The 20,059-nt window shown below is 52.4% G+C and carries 15 protein-coding genes and 2 pseudogenes; 4 read left to right on the top strand and 13 right to left on the bottom strand.

Features of this window, described 5'->3' with window-relative positions; translation table 11 throughout:
* Positions 1-306 precede the first annotated feature (306 nt).
* Entirely contained in the window at positions 307-1,128 is an 822-nt protein-coding gene (gene dapB / locus OGY68_RS02000) for a 4-hydroxy-tetrahydrodipicolinate reductase (RefSeq protein WP_048227117.1), read from the bottom strand.
* A gap of 268 nt (positions 1,129-1,396) precedes the next feature.
* On the bottom strand, positions 1,397-2,029 hold the full coding sequence (locus tag OGY68_RS01995; RefSeq protein ID WP_286616805.1) for an alanyl-tRNA editing protein: 633 nt from the start codon (positions 2,027-2,029) through the stop codon (positions 1,397-1,399).
* A gap of 92 nt (positions 2,030-2,121) precedes the next feature.
* Here OGY68_RS01995 and OGY68_RS01990 point away from each other — a divergent pair, with 92 nt between their 5' ends.
* Positions 2,122-3,030 (top strand): LysR family transcriptional regulator, encoded by a 909-nt coding sequence (locus tag OGY68_RS01990; RefSeq protein ID WP_057066988.1) that lies wholly within the window; start codon positions 2,122-2,124, stop codon positions 3,028-3,030.
* On the opposite strand, the gene rihC is transcribed toward OGY68_RS01990, so the two are convergent.
* The 7 genes and pseudogenes from rihC to OGY68_RS01955 form a co-directional block, all read right to left on the bottom strand.
* Positions 3,031-3,945: a ribonucleoside hydrolase RihC gene (rihC, locus tag OGY68_RS01985; RefSeq protein ID WP_219987412.1), complete on the bottom strand. Its 915-nt coding sequence runs from the start codon at positions 3,943-3,945 to the stop codon at positions 3,031-3,033.
* A 65-nt stretch (positions 3,946-4,010) separates the two neighbouring features.
* Positions 4,011-4,961: a 4-hydroxy-3-methylbut-2-enyl diphosphate reductase gene (gene ispH, locus OGY68_RS01980; protein WP_003018925.1), complete on the bottom strand. Its 951-nt coding sequence runs from the start codon at positions 4,959-4,961 to the stop codon at positions 4,011-4,013.
* Position 4,962: 1 nt separating this feature from the next.
* Entirely contained in the window at positions 4,963-5,412 is a 450-nt protein-coding gene (gene fkpB, locus OGY68_RS01975) for an FKBP-type peptidyl-prolyl cis-trans isomerase (protein ID WP_003018929.1), read from the bottom strand.
* 117 nt (positions 5,413-5,529) lie between these two features.
* Positions 5,530-6,027 carry a signal peptidase II gene (gene lspA / locus OGY68_RS01970; protein ID WP_003018932.1) on the bottom strand — a complete coding sequence of 166 codons (498 nt, stop codon included), beginning with the start codon at positions 6,025-6,027 and terminating at the stop codon, positions 5,530-5,532.
* The gene (ileS, locus tag OGY68_RS01965; protein WP_048236161.1) at positions 6,027-8,843 is read right to left on the bottom strand and encodes an isoleucine--tRNA ligase; all 2,817 of its coding nucleotides are present in this window, start codon (positions 8,841-8,843) and stop codon (positions 6,027-6,029) included. The genes lspA and ileS overlap by 1 nt, the downstream gene beginning before the upstream one ends.
* Before the next feature lie 37 nt (positions 8,844-8,880).
* On the bottom strand, positions 8,881-9,819 hold the full coding sequence (ribF, locus tag OGY68_RS01960; RefSeq protein ID WP_003829725.1) for a bifunctional riboflavin kinase/FAD synthetase: 939 nt from the start codon (positions 9,817-9,819) through the stop codon (positions 8,881-8,883).
* A gap of 7 nt (positions 9,820-9,826) precedes the next feature.
* A pseudogene (locus tag OGY68_RS01955) lies at positions 9,827-10,042 on the bottom strand (DUF2575 domain-containing protein).
* Between the two features lie 105 nt (positions 10,043-10,147).
* Between OGY68_RS01955 and rpsT the strand changes: the two are divergent.
* From rpsT to OGY68_RS01940, 3 genes and pseudogenes are all read left to right on the top strand, one after another.
* The gene (rpsT, locus tag OGY68_RS01950) at positions 10,148-10,411 is read left to right on the top strand and encodes a 30S ribosomal protein S20 (protein WP_003018940.1); all 264 of its coding nucleotides are present in this window, start codon (positions 10,148-10,150) and stop codon (positions 10,409-10,411) included.
* 459 nt (positions 10,412-10,870) lie between these two features.
* Positions 10,871-12,237, top strand: a pseudogene (locus tag OGY68_RS01945) (MFS transporter).
* A gap of 43 nt (positions 12,238-12,280) precedes the next feature.
* Complete coding sequence (locus OGY68_RS01940) at positions 12,281-14,320, top strand: glycoside hydrolase family 31 protein (protein WP_275148250.1); 2,040 nt, start codon at positions 12,281-12,283, stop codon at positions 14,318-14,320.
* 54 nt (positions 14,321-14,374) lie between these two features.
* On the opposite strand, the gene nhaR is transcribed toward OGY68_RS01940, so the two are convergent.
* From nhaR to dnaK, 4 genes are all read right to left on the bottom strand, one after another.
* Positions 14,375-15,268 (bottom strand): transcriptional activator NhaR, encoded by an 894-nt coding sequence (gene nhaR, locus OGY68_RS01935; RefSeq protein ID WP_032942332.1) that lies wholly within the window; start codon positions 15,266-15,268, stop codon positions 14,375-14,377.
* Between the two features lie 38 nt (positions 15,269-15,306).
* The gene (gene nhaA / locus OGY68_RS01930; protein WP_008786152.1) at positions 15,307-16,473 is read right to left on the bottom strand and encodes a Na+/H+ antiporter NhaA; all 1,167 of its coding nucleotides are present in this window, start codon (positions 16,471-16,473) and stop codon (positions 15,307-15,309) included.
* A 206-nt stretch (positions 16,474-16,679) separates the two neighbouring features.
* Positions 16,680-17,813 carry a molecular chaperone DnaJ gene (gene dnaJ, locus OGY68_RS01925; RefSeq protein WP_003829737.1) on the bottom strand — a complete coding sequence of 378 codons (1,134 nt, stop codon included), beginning with the start codon at positions 17,811-17,813 and terminating at the stop codon, positions 16,680-16,682.
* Positions 17,814-17,898: 85 nt separating this feature from the next.
* The gene (dnaK, locus tag OGY68_RS01920) at positions 17,899-19,821 is read right to left on the bottom strand and encodes a molecular chaperone DnaK (protein ID WP_003829739.1); all 1,923 of its coding nucleotides are present in this window, start codon (positions 19,819-19,821) and stop codon (positions 17,899-17,901) included.
* Between the last annotated feature and the right edge of the window lie 238 nt (positions 19,822-20,059).

The following is a 20,059-nucleotide window of genomic DNA, read 5'->3' as shown; positions in this document are numbered from 1 at the left end:
TTTTATTATTATTTTGCGCCACTGGGATAAAACACACGATTTAACAGGCAAAAAGATCAGCTAACTCAGGGTGGAAAACGCTTGCGGCAGACAAAGAGTGTAAAAACAGAATGCGGGAGAGAAAAAAGTGGACCATTTGGTCAAAATTTACATTGAGATAACAGAATCACCCAACAAAACATAGACAAATAACCAATTAAAAGAAAAAACACATTCAGAAGCCAAAAATAAAAGGGCAATAAAATATTGCCCTATGTAATCAAATAATTATGATTACAATAACCACATCACGAAGGGTAATGAAAGCTATAAACTGCGTAAATCAAGCACATCTTTCATGTCAAAAAGACCATTTGACTTTGATTTTAGCCAAATTGCCGAACGCACTGCGCCATTGGCAAAAGTCATGCGGCTGGACGCTTTATGCGTGATCTCAATACGCTCGCCAATATCAGCAAACATCGCGGTATGCTCACCGACGATATCCCCCGCCCGCACCGTGGCAAAACCGATCGTGCCCGGTACGCGCTCGCCGGTGTAACCTTCACGCGAATAGACCGCGCATTCTTTTAAATCTTTATCCAGCGCCCCGGCAATCGCCTCGCCCATCGCCAGCGCAGTGCCTGACGGCGCATCCACTTTATGGCGGTGGTGGGCTTCAATAATCTCAATATCGGTGTAATCGCCCATCACTTTCGCCGCCTTCTCCAGCAGCTTAAGCATAACGTTCACGCCGACGCTAAAGTTCGCGGCGAAAACAATCGCAATCTCCTGCGCGGCATCACGAATAGCCTGTTTACCGGCATCGTCAAAGCCGGTGGTGCCAATCACCATCCCTTTACCGTGCTGGCGGCAAAACGCCAGATGCGCCAGCGTGCCTTCCGGGCGGGTAAAATCGATGAAAACATCGAAATCATCTTTCACCGCGTCAAGGCTGCTTTGCACGGTAACGCCCGTTTTTCCGGCCCCCGCTAATTCTCCGGCATCGCTTCCCAGTAAGGACGAGCCTTCGCGCTCTAACGCGGCACCGAGCTGTACGCCTTCCATGCCGAGAGTGGCCTGAATCAACTGACGCCCCATGCGTCCTCCGGCTCCCGCGATGGCAACGCGGATTTGTGCATCATGCATAGCTATTCTCTTTTATAAAAATTGCGTAAACCGTTTTCAGAGTAACCAGCGCGCCCGGAGGCCGCTAGCTGAAAACACCCATAATTAGAATTTAATGATAAACAGAGGGGAATATCAGTAAAAGACATGATTCATCCCGCAGGATGAATCATTGCTGGAGCACAGGAAAGAAGTCAAACTTACTCAGTATGGCGCAAAATGATGGTAAAACGACGGAAATACGAGCAGAAATCAGCCAGTCTGCGTAGATATTTTCGCGAGTGTGGTTTTATGGCACGAGCGTGTAGTTGACGATCATTTGCCCTTTTTTCATCTTCACCTGAGTAATCGTCACCGGTCCAATCTCAGAGAGATGGGCAACATGCGTCCCTCCGCAGGGATAAGCGAGGAGATGACCAAATCCAACCTGCCGCAACCCGTCGGTGAATGTCACTTGTCTGGCGAGATTGTCTGCCTGCCAGGCGTTGATTTTCTCCTGCAACGATAGCGTATCCGGTAACGTACCGTTTTCACCGGCGGCGAAAGTAATGCGCCCCTCATTGGGCCAATGATGTGCTTTCTCCGGGAGCCAGCCAAACGCTGTACCCGCCAGGCCGATAAGATGTCCTGCCGAGTGCAGGCGGGCGTGCAGTTGACGCAACGCGACATCCACACGCAGGTTCACGATGCCGGGGAGGAGCGGTTTTGCCACGATGTGCACCACATCGTCACCGCGCGCGAGGACTGTTTCAACCCGCTCACCATCAATCCAGCCCGCATCCGCAGGCTGCCCGCCTCCCTGCGGGTGAAAAAGGGTTCTATCCAGTACCACCGCGTACCGTCCATCCAGCTCAGCCGAGCAACTCAGTAAGTTAGCCTGGCCTTCAGTGTTATCGCTGGTGTAATAAAGACGTTCAGTCATGATTGCTCTCCTCTTGATGGGAAGAGTATATTCACTTTACTGACGGCGATAATCCTGCGCTGGTTCAATGCATCTTTGCCTGGTACGCACAAATGAATCCTAACCTTCTTCCCGACCTTGCCACCTTTGTGTTGATTATCGACCAGGGGAGCTTCTCCGCTGCCGCCAAAGCCTCGGGTGCTACGCCTTCCGCTATTAGCCGCAGCGCTTCACGCCTCGAGAAGGCGTTGGGCACTAAGCTGCTGCACCGTACGACGCGCAAGCTGGCGCTCAGCGAAACGGGCAAAATTGTGTATGCACATGCGCAGGAAATGCTGCATGCGGCGCAAATGGCCGTCGACTCAGGCAGCAGTCGACAAACCATCGCGCAAGGGCAACTGACCCTCAGCGTGCCGAAAGCGGTGGGGCGATTTGTCATTCATCCACTGATGGCCGAATTCTTTACGCGCTACCCGCAAGTGGACGTCTGCCTTCGGCTGGAAGACCGGTATATGGATTTAATCGACGACGGCGTCGACCTTGCACTGCGCATCAGTCAGTCGCCCTCCCCGGGCCTGTACGGGAAACCGCTGATGCCGGTCAGCCATGTGATATGCGCAACCCCCGAATACTTACGCAAGCACGGTACGCCCGAGCACCCGCAGGCACTGCGAGAGCATAGCTGTATCAGTCTTGGCGAGACACCTGCGGATTCACGCTGGAAGTTTCGACGCGGTGAGCGCATGGAGACCATTCAGACTCATGGCCGCTACGCCGCCAACCACACCGGTGTACGTCTGGACGCGGTAAAAAAGGATCTGGGAATCGGCAGCCTGCCACTGTTCACCGCCAGCGAGGCACTCGCCAATGGCGAGATTGTCCAGGTACTGCCAGAATGGGAATTTATCAGCGACTACAGCGGGGAACTGTGGCTGCTATGGACGCGCAATCAACATATGCCCGCCAGAATGCGGGCGATGATTGATTATCTCAGCGAGAAGGTGCCGTTGCACAACACCTGATTACAGCGCGCGGGCAAATACCTCTGCCACCCACTGCTGGAAACCTTCAACGTTCAGGCCCAGCGCAACCTGCGCATTTGCCGGATGCCCCAAGCGTCCTTCAATGTCCACTACCGTCGTACCCGAGGTATATTCGCCCTGGGTTTCAACCGCCACGAAACACGGCTGCAGGGTAAACAGTTCCGGGCGCACCAGCCAGGCAATGGCACACAGATCGTGCATTCGCAGCCCCGTATTCATACTGCCGCTACGGTAATGGCTAAACAGCGCATGCAGCATTTTTCCCGTCTGGTTAAGCTGGGGGAGCGTTGCCAGATAGTCCGGGGCGAGCATGGCCTGATTAGTGACATCCAGCCCACACATCACAATCTCCAGCCCGCTCTGGAAGACTTTCGCGGCGGCCTCGGGATCGATAGCAATATTAAACTCGGCGTTGGGTGTGAAGTTCCCGCGTCCGGCAGAGCCGCCCATAATCACCAGACGGTGAATGTTGAATACGCATTCAGGATAATGGGTCAGCAGCAGCGCAATGTTGGTCAGCGGACCAATCGCCACCAACGTCACGGGCTGCGGGGCATGCATCAGCGCATCGCGAATCGCCTGGAAGGCGGGTTTTGCCATCACCTGGCGGTCGTGTTCGACAAATTCATACCCTTCCATACCGGACTCGCCGTGCACGGAAGCGGCATCACGCAGCGGCCGCACCAGCGGCATTGATGCTCCCTGCGCCAGCGGAACATCCGCATTCCAGAAGTGCAGCAGTTGCAACGCATTACGAGTGGTTTTTTCAACCGACACATTGCCTGCTACCGTGGTCATCAGTTGCAGATCCAGCTCAGGGGCAAACAGCGCGGCGGCAATGGCCGCGGCATCATCAATGCCGGGATCGGTATCAAGAATGATCGGTAAGCGCATGGTTTCTCCATAAAAAATGCCAGACGTTAAGTCTGGCATCTTCTCATAATCGTAACCGGAAAGACTTACTCTACTTCACGAACATCCACACGCAGCTCTTTCGGCACTTCGAAAACGATGTTCTCTTCGCGGCCTTCCAGTGGGATCGCTTCCCCACCGCCAAGCTCTTGCAGGCGAGCAATCACGTTTTGCACCAGGATATCCGGCGCCGAGGCTCCGGCCGTCACGCCCACACACTTCGCTTCTTTCACCCACGCTTCCTGAATGTCGGTCGCATCGTCAATCAAATACGCCGCTTTCCCCATTCGCTGGGCCAGTTCAGCCAGACGGTTGGAGTTAGAGGAGTTCTTCGAGCCGACCACCAGCACAACATCAGCCTGTTCCGCCAGCGCGCGAACCGCTTCCTGACGGTTGGTGGTGGCATAACAGATATCGTCTTTGCGCGGCCCGACAATTTTCGGGAAGCGTTGACGCAGCGCATCAATAACGTCAGAAGTGTCGTCAACGGAAAGCGTTGTCTGCGTCATGAAGGATAATTTTCCTTCATTTTTCACATTCAGTTTCAGCACATCATCCGGTGATTCAACCAGATACATTCCCCCTTGCGGGTTGCTGTACTGGCCCATTGTGCCTTCGACTTCCGGGTGCCCGGCGTGCCCAATCAGAATGGATTCTTCGCCACGACGACTGGCGCGGGCAACTTCCATATGCACTTTAGTTACCAGCGGGCAGGTCGCATCAAAAACCGTGAGGTCACGGCCTTTGGCTTCGTTACGCACCGCCTGAGATACGCCATGAGCGGAGAAAATCAGGATCGCGCCATCCGGCACTTCGCTGATTTGCTCGATAAAAATAGCGCCGCGCTCGCGCAGGCTATCCACCACATAGCGGTTATGCACCACCTCGTGACGGACATAAATCGGCGCGCCATAAATAGCCAGCGCGTTTTCCACAATGCTGATAGCGCGGTCTACGCCAGCGCAAAAACCGCGCGGGTTGGCCAACAGGATCTGCATTTTACGCCTCCAGTGCCGGTTCGACTTCCAGCACTTCAATATCAAAATGAACGGTATGCCCGGCCAGCGGATGGTTGAAATCTACCGTGATCGAGTCACCGTTGATTTCGCGGATCACGCCAGGCATCTCACTGCCGTCCATTGCGGTAAAGAGCATGATAGCGCCAATTTCTGGCTCGCCCGCGTCCATAAATTCCCGACGCGAGAAATACTGAATTAAGTCCGGACTTGACACGCCAAAGGCGGCATCCGGTTCCAGAGCAAAAGTGGTTTTATCACCTTCTTTTAGCCCCAGCAGGTGTTGTTCCAGTCCTTCAGACAGAGAACCGTCGCCCAGGCGAAACAGCGCTGGCTTGCCGTTATTGCGGGTTGACTCTGCGGTTGAGCCATCGTCGAGCTTAAGGGTGAAGTGCACCAGCACCGCACTGTTACTCTGTACTGATTTAGACATGCAGGTTGCTCTTTAAAATTGCTGCCGCCTGTTTGCCCGGTGGCGGTACGCTTACCGGGCAAACAAGGATCGCAGTATATTGTAGGCCGGATTAGCATAGCGCCATCCGGCATTTTTTTATGCGGCTTTTTTCTCTTTCGACGGCAGGAAGCCTTCGAGCACAATCAACGCCGCGCCGATACAGATAGCAGTATCGGCCAGATTGAAGGTCGCGAAATGCCAGTCGCCGACGTAAAAGTCAATCATATCAACCACGAAGCCGTGCCACAGGCGGTCGAACAAGTTGCCCAGTGCACCGCCAATGATTAACGCATACGCGATGTTGTTCAGCTTCTGCGTCGCCTTCGAGCGATACATCATCACCATCAGGATGACGCAAATACCGATGGCGATGCCGGCAAAGAACCAACGTTGCCAGCCGCCGCTGTCGGCTAAGAAGCTAAACGCCGCACCATAGTTACGCGCGTAGTGCAGATTAAGCGACGGAAACAGCGACACCGTATCCCCCAGAGCAAAGTTCTGGAGGATCAGGTATTTGCTGCCTAAATCGATAATCAGCACGACTACCACCAGCCACAGCCAGCGTAGTCCTGTTGAACAAAGAGGCTTACTCATCAGGCAAACTTACGTTGTTCGCCATCACCGGCGATGTTGCTGACACAGCGTCCGCAGATATCTGCATGTTCCGCCACCTGGCCGACGTCGGTAGTGTAATGCCAGCAGCGCGGGCATTTCTCACCTTCGGCTTTGCTCAGTACGATTTTCAGACCTTTGAGCAGTTCGCTCTGCTGAGCATCAGCAGGAGCCGCTGCATAATCCGCAACCGTCGCACCAGAGGTCAGCAGTACAAAACGCAACTCTTCGCCCAGCGCGGTCAGTTTCGCCGCCAGCTCAGGTTCAGCGTACAGGGTGACTGAAGCCTCCAGAGAACCACCGACTTTCTTATCCGCACGCGCCTGTTCGATGACTTTGTTCACTTCGCCACGCACTTTCAGCAGCTCGTCCCAGAAGGCATCGTTCATCGCCTCGGTTTCGCCTAGGCCAAACAGACCTTCGTACCATTCACCGGTAAAGACATACTTCTCACGATCGCCCGGCAGGTAGCCCCAGATTTCATCGGCGGTGAAGGACATGATCGGCGCCATCCAACGAACCAGCGCTTCAGCGATATGGAACAGCGCAGTCTGGCAGCTACGACGCGCCACGCTGTCCGCTTTCGCGGTGTACTGACGGTCTTTGATGATGTCGAGGTAGAACGAACCCATTTCGACGGAGCAGAAGCGCATCAGGCGCTGTACCACTTCGTGGAAGTCATAGGCTTCATAGGCTTTCAGGATTTCGTCCTGCGCCGCTTGCGCACAACCTACCGCCCACCTGTCCAGCACCACCATCTCTTCCGGTTTCACCATGTCTTTAACCGGATCGAACCCGTTCAGGTTCGCCAGCAGGAAGCGCGCGGTGTTACGGATACGACGATAGCTGTCGGCAGCACGTTTCAGAATTTCGTCAGAAACGGCCATTTCACCGGTATAGTCGGTTGAAGCCACCCACAGACGCAGAATATCCGCGCCCAGTTTGTTCATCACATCCTGCGGAGAAACGGTGTTACCGATAGACTTGGACATCTTACGGCCCTGACCATCAACGGTGAAACCGTGAGTCAGTACCTGGCGATAAGGTGCTTTGCCTTTCATGGCGGTGGAGATCATCAGAGATGACATGAACCAGCCACGGTGCTGGTCAGAGCCTTCCAGATACATATCGGCCGCATGGCCTGCAAACTCAGGACGCACGTCCACGACGGAGGAGTGGGTTGAACCAGAGTCGAACCACACGTCCAGCGTATCCGGGACTTTGACATACTGGTCAGCTTCGTCGCCGAGGATATCTTTCGGATCGAGATCCCACCACGCCTGGATGCCGTCAACTTCAACGCGTTTAGCCACTTCTTCCATCAGTTCGATAGCGCGCGGATGCAGCTCTTCGGTGTCTTTGTGAACAAACAGAGACATCGGCACACCCCACGTACGCTGACGGGAGATACACCAGTCAGGACGGTTAGCAACCATCGATTCAATACGCGCCTGGCCCCAGTCCGGGATCCACTGCACGCCTTTGATCTCTTTCAGCGACTGTGCGCGCAGGCCTTTTTGATCCATGCTGACGAACCACTGTGGGGTTGCGCGGAAGATGATCGGTGACTTGTGACGCCAGCAGCATGGGTAGCTGTGCTGCATCTTCTCAACGTGCAGCAGCGCACCTTTTTCGCTCAGCAGCGCAACAATTTTGTCGTTGGCTTTAAAGACGTTCACGCCGTCCAGATCCGGATAGGTACCCGCCAAGTATGCGCCGTCCGGGCCAACCGGGTTAGCGATTTCCAGACCGTATTTCTGGCTGATGACGTAGTCATCCGGACCGTGACCGCCAGCGGTATGAACCGCACCGGTACCCGCATCCAGCGTAACGTGATCGCCAAGGATAGCCGGTACATCGAAGCCCATAAACGGATGGGTAAAGCGCAGCAGTTCCAGCTCAGCGCCTTTAACGGTGCCGAGAATGGTGTATTCAGCCGCGCCAATACGCTGCATAACGCTTTCAACCAGATCTTTCGCCAGAATCACAGCCTGGCCGTCAATCTGCACCAGCGCATAGTCAAAATCAGGTGCCAGAGAGATTGCGCGGTTCGCCGGTAACGTCCACGGGGTAGTGGTCCAGATAACCAGAGAGATCGGGCCGTTGACGTCAGAAACGCCAAATTTCGCTTTCACCGCATCCTGATCGGCGGCGTGGAACGCCACGTCGATGGACGGGGAGGTTTTGTCATAATACTCAACTTCCGCTTCCGCCAGCGCGGAACGGCAGTCAACGCACCAGTGCACCGGCTTCGCACCTTTGTGCAGGTGACCGTTACCGATGATTTTACCCAGCGCACGAATGATGTTGGCTTCGGTTTTGAAGTCCATGGTCAGGTACGGATGCGACCAGTCGCCCAGTACGCCAAGACGGATAAAGTCTTTACGCTGACCGTCAACCTGGGTCGCTGCGTATTCGCGGCACTTGGCACGGAACTCAGCGGCGGTAAACTTCTCGCCCGGTTTGCCGTATTCCTGCTCTACTTTCAGCTCGATCGGCAGACCGTGGCAGTCCCAGCCCGGAACGTAAGGCGAGTCATAACCCGTGAGTCCTTTGGACTTCACGATAATGTCTTTCAGAATCTTGTTAACCGAGTGACCAATATGAATGCTGCCATTCGCATAAGGAGGGCCATCATGCAGAATGAAGGTTTTTTTGCCTTTTTTGGCCGCACGAATGATGCCGTACAGGTCATCATCAGTCCAACGCGCCAGCATTCCCGGTTCGCGCTTGGCGAGATCGCCGCGCATCGGGAACCCTGTTTCCGGCAAATTCAGGGTTGATTTATAGTCACTCATCAGATTCTCGGTTCCGTATTTAAAACTCGTATAGGCATTAAGCCGGTTTTGTTAGCCCAAAAAATTCACGGGCAGTCAACTCATCACGCGCAATCTGCGCTTTTAGTTCATCCAGCGAGGCAAATCGCTGTTCGCTGCGTATTTTTTTACGCAGTACTACATCTATATGGCGACCATACAGGTCCATTACAACGTCCAATAGATGCACTTCCAACTGTTGGCGTACGCCTGCTACCGTCGGGCGGGTGCCGATATTGGCGACGCCTGGCAACGGTTTATCGCCCAGTCCCATCACTTCAACCGCATAAACCCCTTTCACCGGAGAAACCTGGCGACGCAGCGGTAAGTTTGCCGTCGGAAAACCGATGGTGCGCCCTAATTCATCACCGTGAACGACACGTCCTGAGATAGTAAAAGGATGCCCAAGCAGGCTTTCGGCCAGTTGCAGGTTATCTTCTGCCAGCGCCTGACGTACCGCGGTGCTGCTAATGCGCACACCGCCTTCGCAGAAGGTTTGGGTGCTGGTGATATCAAAACCATACTCAGCGCCCGCTTCCTGTAATAACAAGAAATCGCCCGCACGGCTAGCGCCAAAGCGGAAATCATCACCAACGGCAAGAAATTGTACACCAAGGCGCTTAACCAGCAGATCGCTGATGAAGGTCTGCGCCGTTAATGCCGCAAAGCGCCTGTCAAAACGCACGCACAGCACGTAGTCCACGCCGCATTCCGCCAGATAACGCAGTTTTTCGCGCAGGCGAGTGAGGCGCGCAGGTGACTTGTCGGTCGCAAACAGCTCTAGCGGCTGCGGCTCGAAAATCATCACCATCACCGGTAAATTGCGTTTGCGCCCTTCTTCCCGTAAACCCTGCAGCAACGCACGGTGGCCACGGTGCACGCCGTCGAAATTACCAATAGTCAGCACACACCCATGCGGGGCCTGACTGAGATTATGTATGCCTCGTATCAGCTTCATGTCTGGCTCAAAACAGTGAAAATCGTGAAAGTATACCCTGTACCGCGGTCAACGTTAACCGGCGATTGTTTCTACGAAACAGAAAGAGGATTGTTTTCATTGTTATGAAACAAATTGCAGACCTTCATGGGCACGCCAATGCAATTTTTCTCGTGGAAAAGCTGTATTCACGCCACGCAAGCTGGTAGAATCCTGCGCCATCACTACGCAACGAGTGCTGCAATTTAAACGGCGCTTATTTGCACAAATCCATTGACAAAAGAAGGCTAAAAGGGCATATTCCTCGGCCTTTGAATTGTCCATATAGAACACATTTGGGAGTTGGACCTTGGCTAATATCAAATCAGCTAAGAAGCGCGCCGTTCAGTCTGAAAAGGCCCGCAAGCACAACGCTAGCCGTCGCTCTATGATGCGTACTTTCATCAAGAAAGTATACGCAGCTATCGAAGCTGGCGACAAAGCTACTGCACTGAAAGCATTTAACGAAATGCAACCAATCGTGGACCGTCAGGCTGCTAAAGGTCTGATCCACAAAAACAAAGCTGCACGTCATAAAGCAAACCTGACTGCACAGATCAACAAACTGGCTTAATCGCCTGCTTGTTGTCGCTTTGTGAAAAAACCCGCGCAAGCGGGTTTTTTTATGCCTGCTATCTGACGTTTTTCTCTTTAGCCACTGATGTTGTTCTCGCTCGTTCACACTCTTCCTGACCAGCCTGTTTTTTCAGCTATTCCTTCCTCAGTCGCGTCGCGTAATACTTGAAAGTTATTTTCTTTCACTGTTTTCCTTTTTTTATTTCATTATTAAAAAAACTGTGACCACCTTAGCAAATAGAAACATCGTTCATTCAAAAACGAATAAACGCAATCCTGATGTAAGATTTGATAATTGATTGCTTCGGTAGGGTTAACTACTTTTCATGTACACCTTACTCACTCATTTTAATCTGAGGTTAAATTCAGTAACGACATAAAAAATAATATTTAAAACTTGCTTGGAAAGTAGAAGCTGTTTTTCTGGGCGTATCGTTCCAGTATCGGAGTTATTATTATGAGTTCTGTTATTGAGGATACCCAGTCATGCGGGTCAACATCATTATCTTTACTACAGCGTATTAGCTACGGCTCTTTGGATGTGGCGGGTAATCTGCTGTATTGTTTCGGTTCAACTTACATTTTATATTTCTACACAGACGTTGCAGGTATTAGCCTCGCCGTAGCAGGCGTCATCCTGCTGCTGGCGCGTATTGTCGATGATGATCCCCCATATGGGGGATCATCATCGATAAAACGCGTTCGCGTTACGGTAAATGCCGCCCCTGGTTTTTATGGTTGCCATTACCTTTTGCTGTATTCAGCGCCCTGTCATTTTGGTCTCCTGATATCAGTATGACCGGAAAAGCTATCTATGCAGCAATATCTTATATGATTGCCAGCATTCTATTTACCGGACTTAATACACCGCTCAGTGCAATATTACCCCTGATGACCTTATCTCCTAAGGAAAGACTAGTTTTAAATTCCTGGAGAATGACCGGTGGGCAAATTGGGGTTTTATTAATGAATGCGACCGCACTGCCGTTAGTTGCTTTTTTAGGTAACGGAAATGATCATGCGGGTTTTATTTATACGGCGATTATATTTGCCGTAATATCCTGTTCGTTAACGCTTTTCGCCTTTAAAAATATCCGAGAAATGAATACGGATAAAATCCAACAAGAACCTAAATTGCCGATGAAAAAGAGTTTTGCGGCAATGAAAGGCAACTGGCCATGGATCCTGATGGTGCTGGCAAACCTGATCTTCTGGATTGCCCTACAACAACGCTCCACAACGATTGTTTACTATCTGACCTACAACCTCGACCGCAAAGATCTGGTTCCGCTGATTAACAGCCTGGCGACAATTCAGATCCTGTTTATCATCGCTATCCCCTTCTTTAGCAAATACCTGGCTAAAACGTGGATATGGGTAGGCGGTCTGCTGGTCGCCACGCTTGGCGGCATCATGATGTGGCTGGCAGCGGACAACATTCCTTTTCTCATCGCCGCCTGGGTACTCGGCAATATCGGCAGCGGTATCGCCTGCTCAATGCCGTTTGCCATGCTGGGCTTCGCCGTCGATTTCGGCGCATGGAAGACGGGTATTAAGGCTACCGGCATTCTTATCGCCTTCGGCAGCACCTTCTGCATCAAGATGGGTAGTGGCCTCGGTACCGCTTTCGCTGCCTGGATCATGAACAGTTTTGGCTATGTCCCCAACCATGCCCAGAGTGCTGCGGGTCTGGAGGGAATTACCTGGGCCTTTATCTGGGCACCCGCCCTACTCTTCGCGCTCGCAGCGATCCCACTACTTTTCTTTCGTAAATACGAAGCGATGGAAGAGAAGATTCGCCACGATCTGGAAACCATCAACTAAAAACGATCTTTACCTTCACCCTCGAAATATAGGAGGCACCACCATGCCATTTATGCAACATGACCCGCGTCGCCTGGTCTGGCAGCAAAACGATCGCTATTTATGGATTGAACCCTGGGGCGAGAACAGCCTGCGCGTACGCAGTGGCCGTCATCTGCCGGTAATGAGAAATGAAGACTGGGCATTGACTGAGCCAGTCGCAGAAAGCCACTGCCACATTGATTATGAGCACCACCAGGCGACGCTGACCAACGGCAAAATTATCGCTATCGTCAATCAAAAAGGACAAGTTACCTTTTACCGCCATCCACACAAACCTCTGTTGCAGGAGTTCTGGCGCCTGCGGGGCGAAATTGGCGAGGATGAATCTTCTCACGGCCAGTACGTCAGCGCACTCAACCTTGAAGGGCGCGAATTCCGCCCTATTCAGGGTGGAAAATATTCACTTAAAGCCCGCTTCGAAGCCAGCGAAGGGGAAAAAATTTATGGTATGGGGCAGTATCAACAGGCTAACCTGGATCTCAAAGGATGCGTTCTTGAGCTGGCGCAACGTAACTCCCAGGCCTCAGTACCGTTTATGCTCTCCAGTCTGGGCTACGGATTTTTATGGAACAACCCGGCAGTCGGGCGCGTAACCTTTGCCCACAACGTTACCGAATGGGAAGCACAGGTCAGCGAACAGCTGGACTACTGGATCACGGCTGGCGATACCCCGGCAGAAATTAGCCGGGCATATGCGCTGGCTACCGGCACACCGCCGATGATGCCGGGCTACGCCATGGGCTTCTGGCAGTGCAAACTCCGCTATCGTACGCAGGCAGAACTGCTGGAGGTTGCCCGCGAATATAAGCGCCGCAATCTGCCTATCTCGGTGATCGTTATCGACTTCTTTCACTGGCCGAATCAGGGTGACTGGATGTTCGATGCGCGCGACTGGCCCGACCCTGATGCCATGATTGCCGAGCTGAAATCGCTGGGAATTGAGCTGATGGTCTCCGTCTGGCCGACGGTGGATAACCGCACCGAAAGCTATCGGGAGATGCGCGAAAACGGCTGGCTGGTACAGACGGAACGTGGCTTGCCGATCAATATGGATTTCCTCGGCAACACCACTTTCTTTGATGCAACCCATCCGGGTGCGCGGGACTACGTCTGGGGCAAAGCCAAACGCAACTATTATGATAAGGGCGTGAAGCTATTCTGGTTAGACGAAGCCGAACCTGAGTTCAGCGTTTATGACTATGACAACTATCGCTACCATGCCGGGCCGGTACTGGAAGTGGGCAATATCTACCCGCGAATGTACGCCAAAACCTTTTTTGATGGCATGAAAGCCGATGGTGAAGACAAGGTTATCAACCTGCTACGCTGCGCCTGGGCCGGCAGTCAAAAGTATGGCGCACTGGTCTGGTCAGGTGATATTCACTCCTCGTTTAGATCGCTACGCAACCAGTTTGCCGCCGGACTCAATATGGGAATCGCGGGGATACCGTGGTGGACGACGGATATCGGTGGTTTTCATGGCGGTAATATTCACGACCCGCGTTTCCATGAACTGCTGATCCGCTGGTTCCAGTGGGGCGTATTTAGCCCGGTGATGCGTCTGCACGGCAACCGCGATCCGCAGATTTTACCGGAACAACCGTACCGGGATGGCATCGCCCAGTGTCCTACCGGTGCACCGAACGAAGTCTGGAGCTACGGTGAGGACGTGTGCGACGTACTGACGGGTTGCCTGGCGTTGCGAGAGAAACTGAAGCCCTATATCAAAGCGCTGATGGAGGAAACCCATAAGCACAATACGCCAGTGATGCGCCCCCTGTTTTTTGATTTCCCCGAACAGGAAACAAGTTGGGCAATCACCGACCAGTACTGTTTTGGTCCTGACCTGCTGATTGCCCCCGTAATGCATGAAGGTATGCGCGAACGTGATATCTGGCTACCGGAAGGGGAAACATGGACGGATCTTACGACCGGCGAGAGTTATTCGGGAGGGCAAACGTTGCACTATGCCGCACCATTGAACAGAATTCCGGTATTTATCCGCGAAGGTGGGCAGTATCGTAGCTTATTGAGGCTATAGCATGAAACCGGCTGCGGGTGAGTACCGCAGCCGGAAGTATTACGGTAAGTATGTCTACTGTGGCTTGAACAATGCCGAGTAGTCCGCATTGCAAATACGCTGCACCGCCGGATGCTGGATCATTCTTTCCGCAAATATGGCGTGATACTCTTCCATCACATTTTCTACGCGTCCAATTTCAACAATAGAATCATCAGCATAGAAATTGTGCGAATACAGAGTAGGTGCAACAAAAATAGCATTATGCGTTGCCCCAAACGCTTTCATCAGCGCAGCGTCATCAAATTCGCCGAGGATTTCGACATTCAATCCTTGTGAGTTGATCCAGTTCAGCAGCTTACGTCCGAGCATCGAACGACGTCCAGGGATCAGCAACCGACGTTCCTCAAGGCAGGCCGGGAATGGTTTTTCAGGCAGCGGTTTGGTGCACCAAAAACTCACGCTGCACTCGCCTATCCGCACTGAGAACAACCCTTCCTGCTGCGTAGAATCAATCGGACAGTCGGAGATAATCATATCCAGCTTATGCTGGCTGAGTTGATCCAACAGCATCTCGTGCGTTGACTCAAAACAACGCAGATGGATTTGTTCATCTTCAACCACAGCGGCATCCAGTACGCTGCTGACCAACTGCTTCGATAGCGCATCCGCCACGCCGACATCGAACAGCAAATTAGACTCTTTGCGGTAGTTCACGATATCCAGCATTTCCTGGCTTAAGGTGAACATCTTATCCGCGTAACGAAAAACCAATTCGCCTAACTCACTGGGCTCCAGCCCACGTCCCTTCCGCTTAAACAATTTTCCCTGTAAGCGTTCCTCAAGCGCTTTAATCTGCCCGGTAATGGTCTGCGGTGTCAGATAAAGCGCTTCTGCTGCACCAACCACTGACCCTTCTTTATAGACATGCCAAAAGTAGTACAGATGGTTGTAATTTATATGAGACATACTCTCTCCCTGAAAATTGTCACGAAAGGGTTATCCCGTCAGGCTGATGCGTTCAACCGGGCACGTAACCAGCAGTAACCTATCACTGCCGACAACAAGGAGCCGATCAGGATCCCCAGTTTTGCCCAGTTAATCAGCTCAGGATCGACGTTGCCAAACGCCAGGCTGGCAATAAAAATCGACATCGTAAAGCCAATGCCGCAAAGAATACCGACCGCCATAATCTGCTGGAAATTCGTTCCTTCCGGCAATTGCGCCACCTTGAGGCGTAACGCCAGCCAGCAAAACAGACTGATACCCAACGGCTTACCGATCAACAAACCCGCAATGATCCCCAGCGGTAATATCGAGGTCAGTCCATCAATAGTGACGCCCTGCAGTGAAACGCCCGCGTTGGCGAAAGCAAACAGTGGCAGGATCAGGTATGCCACCCATGGATGCAGAACATGCTCCAGTCGCTTCGCCGGTGAACGCCCGTGTTTTTCCTTCAATGGAATGAAGAAGCCCACGATCACGCCCGCCAGCGTTGCATGCACGCCAGACTTCAGTACGGCAGTCCACAGCACTACGCCGACCAGAATATAAATACCGGTGCGCCTCACTCCGCACAGATTCAATCCTGCCAAAACAAGGATTGCGCACGCGGCAACGCCCAGCGACAGCAGCGAGAGATCGCTGGTATAGAACAGTGCGATGATTACGATAGCGCCGAGGTCATCAATAATCGCCAGCGCCATCAGGAAGATTTTCAACGCCAGTGGTACACGACTGCCCAACAACGCCAGCACACCTAACGCAAAAGCGATATCCGTTGCCGCCGGGATCGCCCACCCTTCACGGGTGATGGGATCGGCATAGTTGAATGCCAGGTACAGCAGCGCCGGGACAATCATGCCCCCGATAGCAGCAATGATTGGGAACGCCGCCTGACGCAGACTGGCCAGCGAACCTTGCATTAACTCGCGCTTTACTTCCAGACCAATCAACAGGAAGAACACCGCCATCAACGCGTCGTTGATCCACAGCAGCATATTTTTGTTGATCTCAAGCGCGCCAACCCGCAGTTGAACGGGCGTTTCCAAAAAGGCGTGGTACCATCCACTGGTAACCCCGATATTTGCCATCAGCATAGCGACCACGGCTGCGATGATCAGAATGATGCCCCCCGAGGCGTCACTACTAAAAAAACGATGCAGATGTTTCACTTTTATTCTCTCTATTGGGTGAATACTTCGTAAATACTATCTTACACCCTCAAAAAGCTCGTTAAAATTAGATTATTCATGATGGATAAATCGGTTTTTACGATCTATACAGAGTAAGTCGATAAAGATTTTCCGAGCGGAAAACAGAAATAAAAAAGCCTGAGACTTTTCAGTCCCAGGCTTTTTATTCGAGATAAAACTGCGAATTAGCGAGTCAGATCGTCAAAGAACTTCTTCACACCGTCGAAGAAACTTTTGGAGCGCGGACTGTTTTGTTCGCCGGTCGGGCCGCCAAAGCTGTCCTGCAGATCTTTGAGCAGTTGCTTCTGCTTGTCGTTCAGGCCCACAGGGGTTTCAACCACCACTCGGCACAGCAGATCGCCCTGAGCGCCACCGCGTACAGACTTGACGCCCTTTCCACGCATGCGGAAAAGTTTGCCAGTTTGCGTTTCGCCCGGAATTTTTAGCTTCACGCGACCGTCCAGCGTTGGGACTTCAATCTCGCCGCCCAGCGCAGCCATCGCAAAGTTAATCGGTACTTCGCAGTACAGGTTATTGCCTTCACGTTCGAAAATTGGGTGCTGTTTTACCTGCACCTGAACGTACAAATCACCTGCTGGCGCACCATGTTCACCGGCTTCACCTTCGCCCGCTAAACGAATACGGTCGCCGGTATCAACCCCTGCCGGGATCTTAACGGACAGCGTTTTGCTTTTCTCAACACGACCATGACCGTGGCATTTGTTGCACGGATCTTTGATCAGCGTACCGCGGCCCTGACAGTGTGGACAGGTCTGCTGTACGGCAAAAAAGCCCTGACGCATCTGTACCTGACCAGAACCGTGACAGGTTGGACAGGTCTGTGGCTGAGTACCTGCCTTCGCACCGCTACCGTGGCAGACGTCACACTCTTCCAGAGTCGGAATACGGATCTCTTTGGTGACGCCACGCACGGCTTCTTCCAGAGTGAGATCCATGTTGTAACGTAAATCAGCACCACGTGAGGCGCGCTGACGACCACGACCGCCGCCAAAGATATCGCCAAACACGTCACCAAAGATATCGCTGAAGTCAGCCCCGCCGCCAAAACCGCCGCCGCCGCCCATGCCGCCTTGCTCAAACGCAGCATGACCGTACTGATCGTAAGCCGCACGTTTTTGCGCATCGGTCAGGATTTCGTACGCTTCTTTGATCTCTTTAAACTTGGCTTCGGCCTCTTTATCACCCTGGTTGCGGTCCGGGTGAAATTTCATGGCCAGGCGCTTGTAGGCCTTTTTGATTTCACGCTCTTCCGCTGACTTGGAAACGCCTAAAATCTCGTAATAGTCTTGCTTAGCCATCTCTTTTTATCTGCCCCTAACATGCGTGCACGGGCGGAGAGGAAACCTCTTCGCCCGTGCCAGTAATTACCCGTTCAAAGGGCGATTATTTTTTGTCTTTCACTTCTTCAAACTCGGCGTCGACAACGTCGTCATCTTTCGCGTTGTTTGCAGAAGCATCAGCGCCTGCTGCACCAGCCTGCTGCTGTGCGTGCTGCTGCTGAGCGATTTCCATCAGTTTCTGGGAAACCTGTGCCAGCGCCTGCATTTTCGCTTCGATATCCGCTTTGTCTTCGCCTTTCAGAGAAGTTTCCAGCGCGGTCAGTGCAGACTCGATGGCAGTTTTGTCGTCAGCTGGCAGTTTGTCGCCTGCTTCTTCAACCTGCTTACGAGTGCTGTGCAACAGATGGTCACCCTGGTTACGAGTCTGAACCAGCTCTTCAAACTTACGGTCAGATTCTGCGTTCGCTTCTGCTTCGCGAACCATTTTCTGAATTTCTTCTTCGTTCAGACCAGAAGAAGCCTTGATGGTGATCTTCTGCTCTTTACCGCTGTTTTTGTCTTTCGCGGAAACGTGCAAGATACCGTCGGCATCGATGTCAAAAGTAACTTCGATCTGCGGCATACCGCGCGGAGCCGGGCTGATACCATCCAGGTTAAATTGACCCAGATCTTTGTTATCAGCGGCGCGTTTACGTTCACCCTGCAGCACGTGGATGGTTACCGCAGACTGGTTGTCTTCAGCGGTAGAGAACACCTGGCTGTGCTTGGTCGGGATAGTGGTGTTTTTCGCGATCAGTGGAGTCATCACGCCACCCATGGTTTCGATACCCAGAGACAGCGGGGTAACGTCCAGCAGCAGCACGTCTTTCACATCACCGGTCAATACACCACCCTGAACGGCAGCACCGATTGCCACTGCTTCGTCCGGGTTAACGTCTTTACGCGGCTCTTTACCGAAGAACTCAGCAACTTTCTTCTGTACCATCGGCATACGAGTCTGACCACCGACCAGGATAACGTCCTGAACGTCGGAAACAGACAGACCAGCATCCTGCAGAGCAACTTTCAGCGGCTCGATAGAACGGTTAACCAGGTCTTCAACCAGGCTTTCCAGTTTCGCACGGGTCACTTTGATGTTCATGTGTTTCGGACCAGTCGCGTCTGCAGTAATGTACGGCAGGTTCACGTCGGTCTGCTGAGCGGAAGACAGTTCGATCTTCGCTTTCTCAGCGGCTTCTTTAAGACGCTGCATCGCCAGCGGGTCATTACGCAGATCGATACCCTGATCTTTCTTAAATTCGTCAACCAGGTAGTTGATCATACGGCTGTCGAAGTCTTCACCACCCAGGTGGGTATCACCGTTGGTTGCCAGAACTTCGAAGGTTTTTTCGCCGTCAACTTCGTCGATTTCGATAATAGAGATATCGAAAGTACCACCACCGAGGTCATAAACCGCGATAGTACGGTTGCCGACTTCTTTATCCAGACCGTAAGCCAGTGCCGCTGCGGTCGGTTCGTTGATGATACGTTTTACTTCCAGACCTGCGATACGGCCAGCATCTTTGGTTGCCTGACGCTGAGCATCGTTGAAGTATGCAGGTACGGTGATAACCGCTTCAGTTACCGGTTCGCCCAGGTAATCTTCAGCCGTTTTCTTCATTTTTTTCAGCACTTCAGCAGAAATCTGCGGCGGTGCCATTTTCTGACCTTTTACGTCAATCCATGCATCACCGTTGTCAGCACCGATGATTTTGTACGGCATGATGGCTTCATCACGCTGTACTTCTTCGTCCTGGAAGCGGCGGCCAATCAGGCGTTTAATCGCAAACAGGGTGTTTTGCGGGTTTGTCACTGCCTGACGTTTAGCCGGCTGACCAACCAGAGTTTCACCATCCTGGGTATAAGCAATGATAGAAGGCGTGGTGCGATCGCCCTCGGCGTTCTCCAGCACACGTGCAGTAGTGCCATCCATAATCGCTACACAAGAGTTGGTAGTACCCAGGTCGATACCAATAATTTTACCCATCTAAACGTCTCCACTAAAAATTCGGTCATCATGTGGTTGTGAATCTGTAATAAGGGCGAAACGTGCGGTTTCAACTGCCCTGAATCGTTTTTTTTCAGACTCACCACTGCGGTTGTCTACAAGATGGGGTCGTAACCCACGTCATCAAGGGGGGCATGAAAATTTTTTTTAGCACAGTGGCGATAAAATTAAGGTAAAAAGGCAGAAAGGCAAAAAAACGAATAGTTTCCAATCAAAA

The sequence above is a fragment of the Citrobacter sp. Cpo065 genome, assembly GCF_030332805.1.
GTDB classification, from domain to species: domain Bacteria; phylum Pseudomonadota; class Gammaproteobacteria; order Enterobacterales; family Enterobacteriaceae; genus Citrobacter; species Citrobacter portucalensis.
This window is presented reverse-complemented; position numbering and strand designations above follow the sequence as displayed.

Bases quoted from the DNA above. Each gene is read 5' to 3' on its own strand.
- fkpB (WP_003018929.1), bottom strand. From the start codon at position 5,412: ATGTCTAAATCAGTACAGAGTAACAGTGCGGTGCTGGTGCACTTCACC.
- dapB (WP_048227117.1), bottom strand. From the start codon at position 1,128: ATGCATGATGCACAAATCCGCGTTGCCATCGCGGGAGCCGGAGGACGC.
- dnaJ (WP_003829737.1), bottom strand. From the start codon at position 17,813: ATGGCTAAGCAAGACTATTACGAGATTTTAGGCGTTTCCAAGTCAGCG.
- ileS (WP_048236161.1), bottom strand. From the start codon at position 8,843: ATGAGTGACTATAAATCAACCCTGAATTTGCCGGAAACAGGGTTCCCG.
- OGY68_RS01990 (WP_057066988.1), top strand. From the start codon at position 2,122: ATGAATCCTAACCTTCTTCCCGACCTTGCCACCTTTGTGTTGATTATC.
- lspA (WP_003018932.1), bottom strand. From the start codon at position 6,027: ATGAGTAAGCCTCTTTGTTCAACAGGACTACGCTGGCTGTGGCTGGTG.
- OGY68_RS01940 (WP_275148250.1), top strand. From the start codon at position 12,281: ATGCCATTTATGCAACATGACCCGCGTCGCCTGGTCTGGCAGCAAAAC.
- ribF (WP_003829725.1), bottom strand. From the start codon at position 9,819: ATGAAGCTGATACGAGGCATACATAATCTCAGTCAGGCCCCGCATGGG.
- ispH (WP_003018925.1), bottom strand. From the start codon at position 4,961: ATGCAGATCCTGTTGGCCAACCCGCGCGGTTTTTGCGCTGGCGTAGAC.
- OGY68_RS01995 (WP_286616805.1), bottom strand. From the start codon at position 2,029: ATGACTGAACGTCTTTATTACACCAGCGATAACACTGAAGGCCAGGCT.
- nhaR (WP_032942332.1), bottom strand. From the start codon at position 15,268: ATGTCTCATATAAATTACAACCATCTGTACTACTTTTGGCATGTCTAT.
- dnaK (WP_003829739.1), bottom strand. From the start codon at position 19,821: ATGGGTAAAATTATTGGTATCGACCTGGGTACTACCAACTCTTGTGTA.
- rihC (WP_219987412.1), bottom strand. From the start codon at position 3,945: ATGCGCTTACCGATCATTCTTGATACCGATCCCGGCATTGATGATGCC.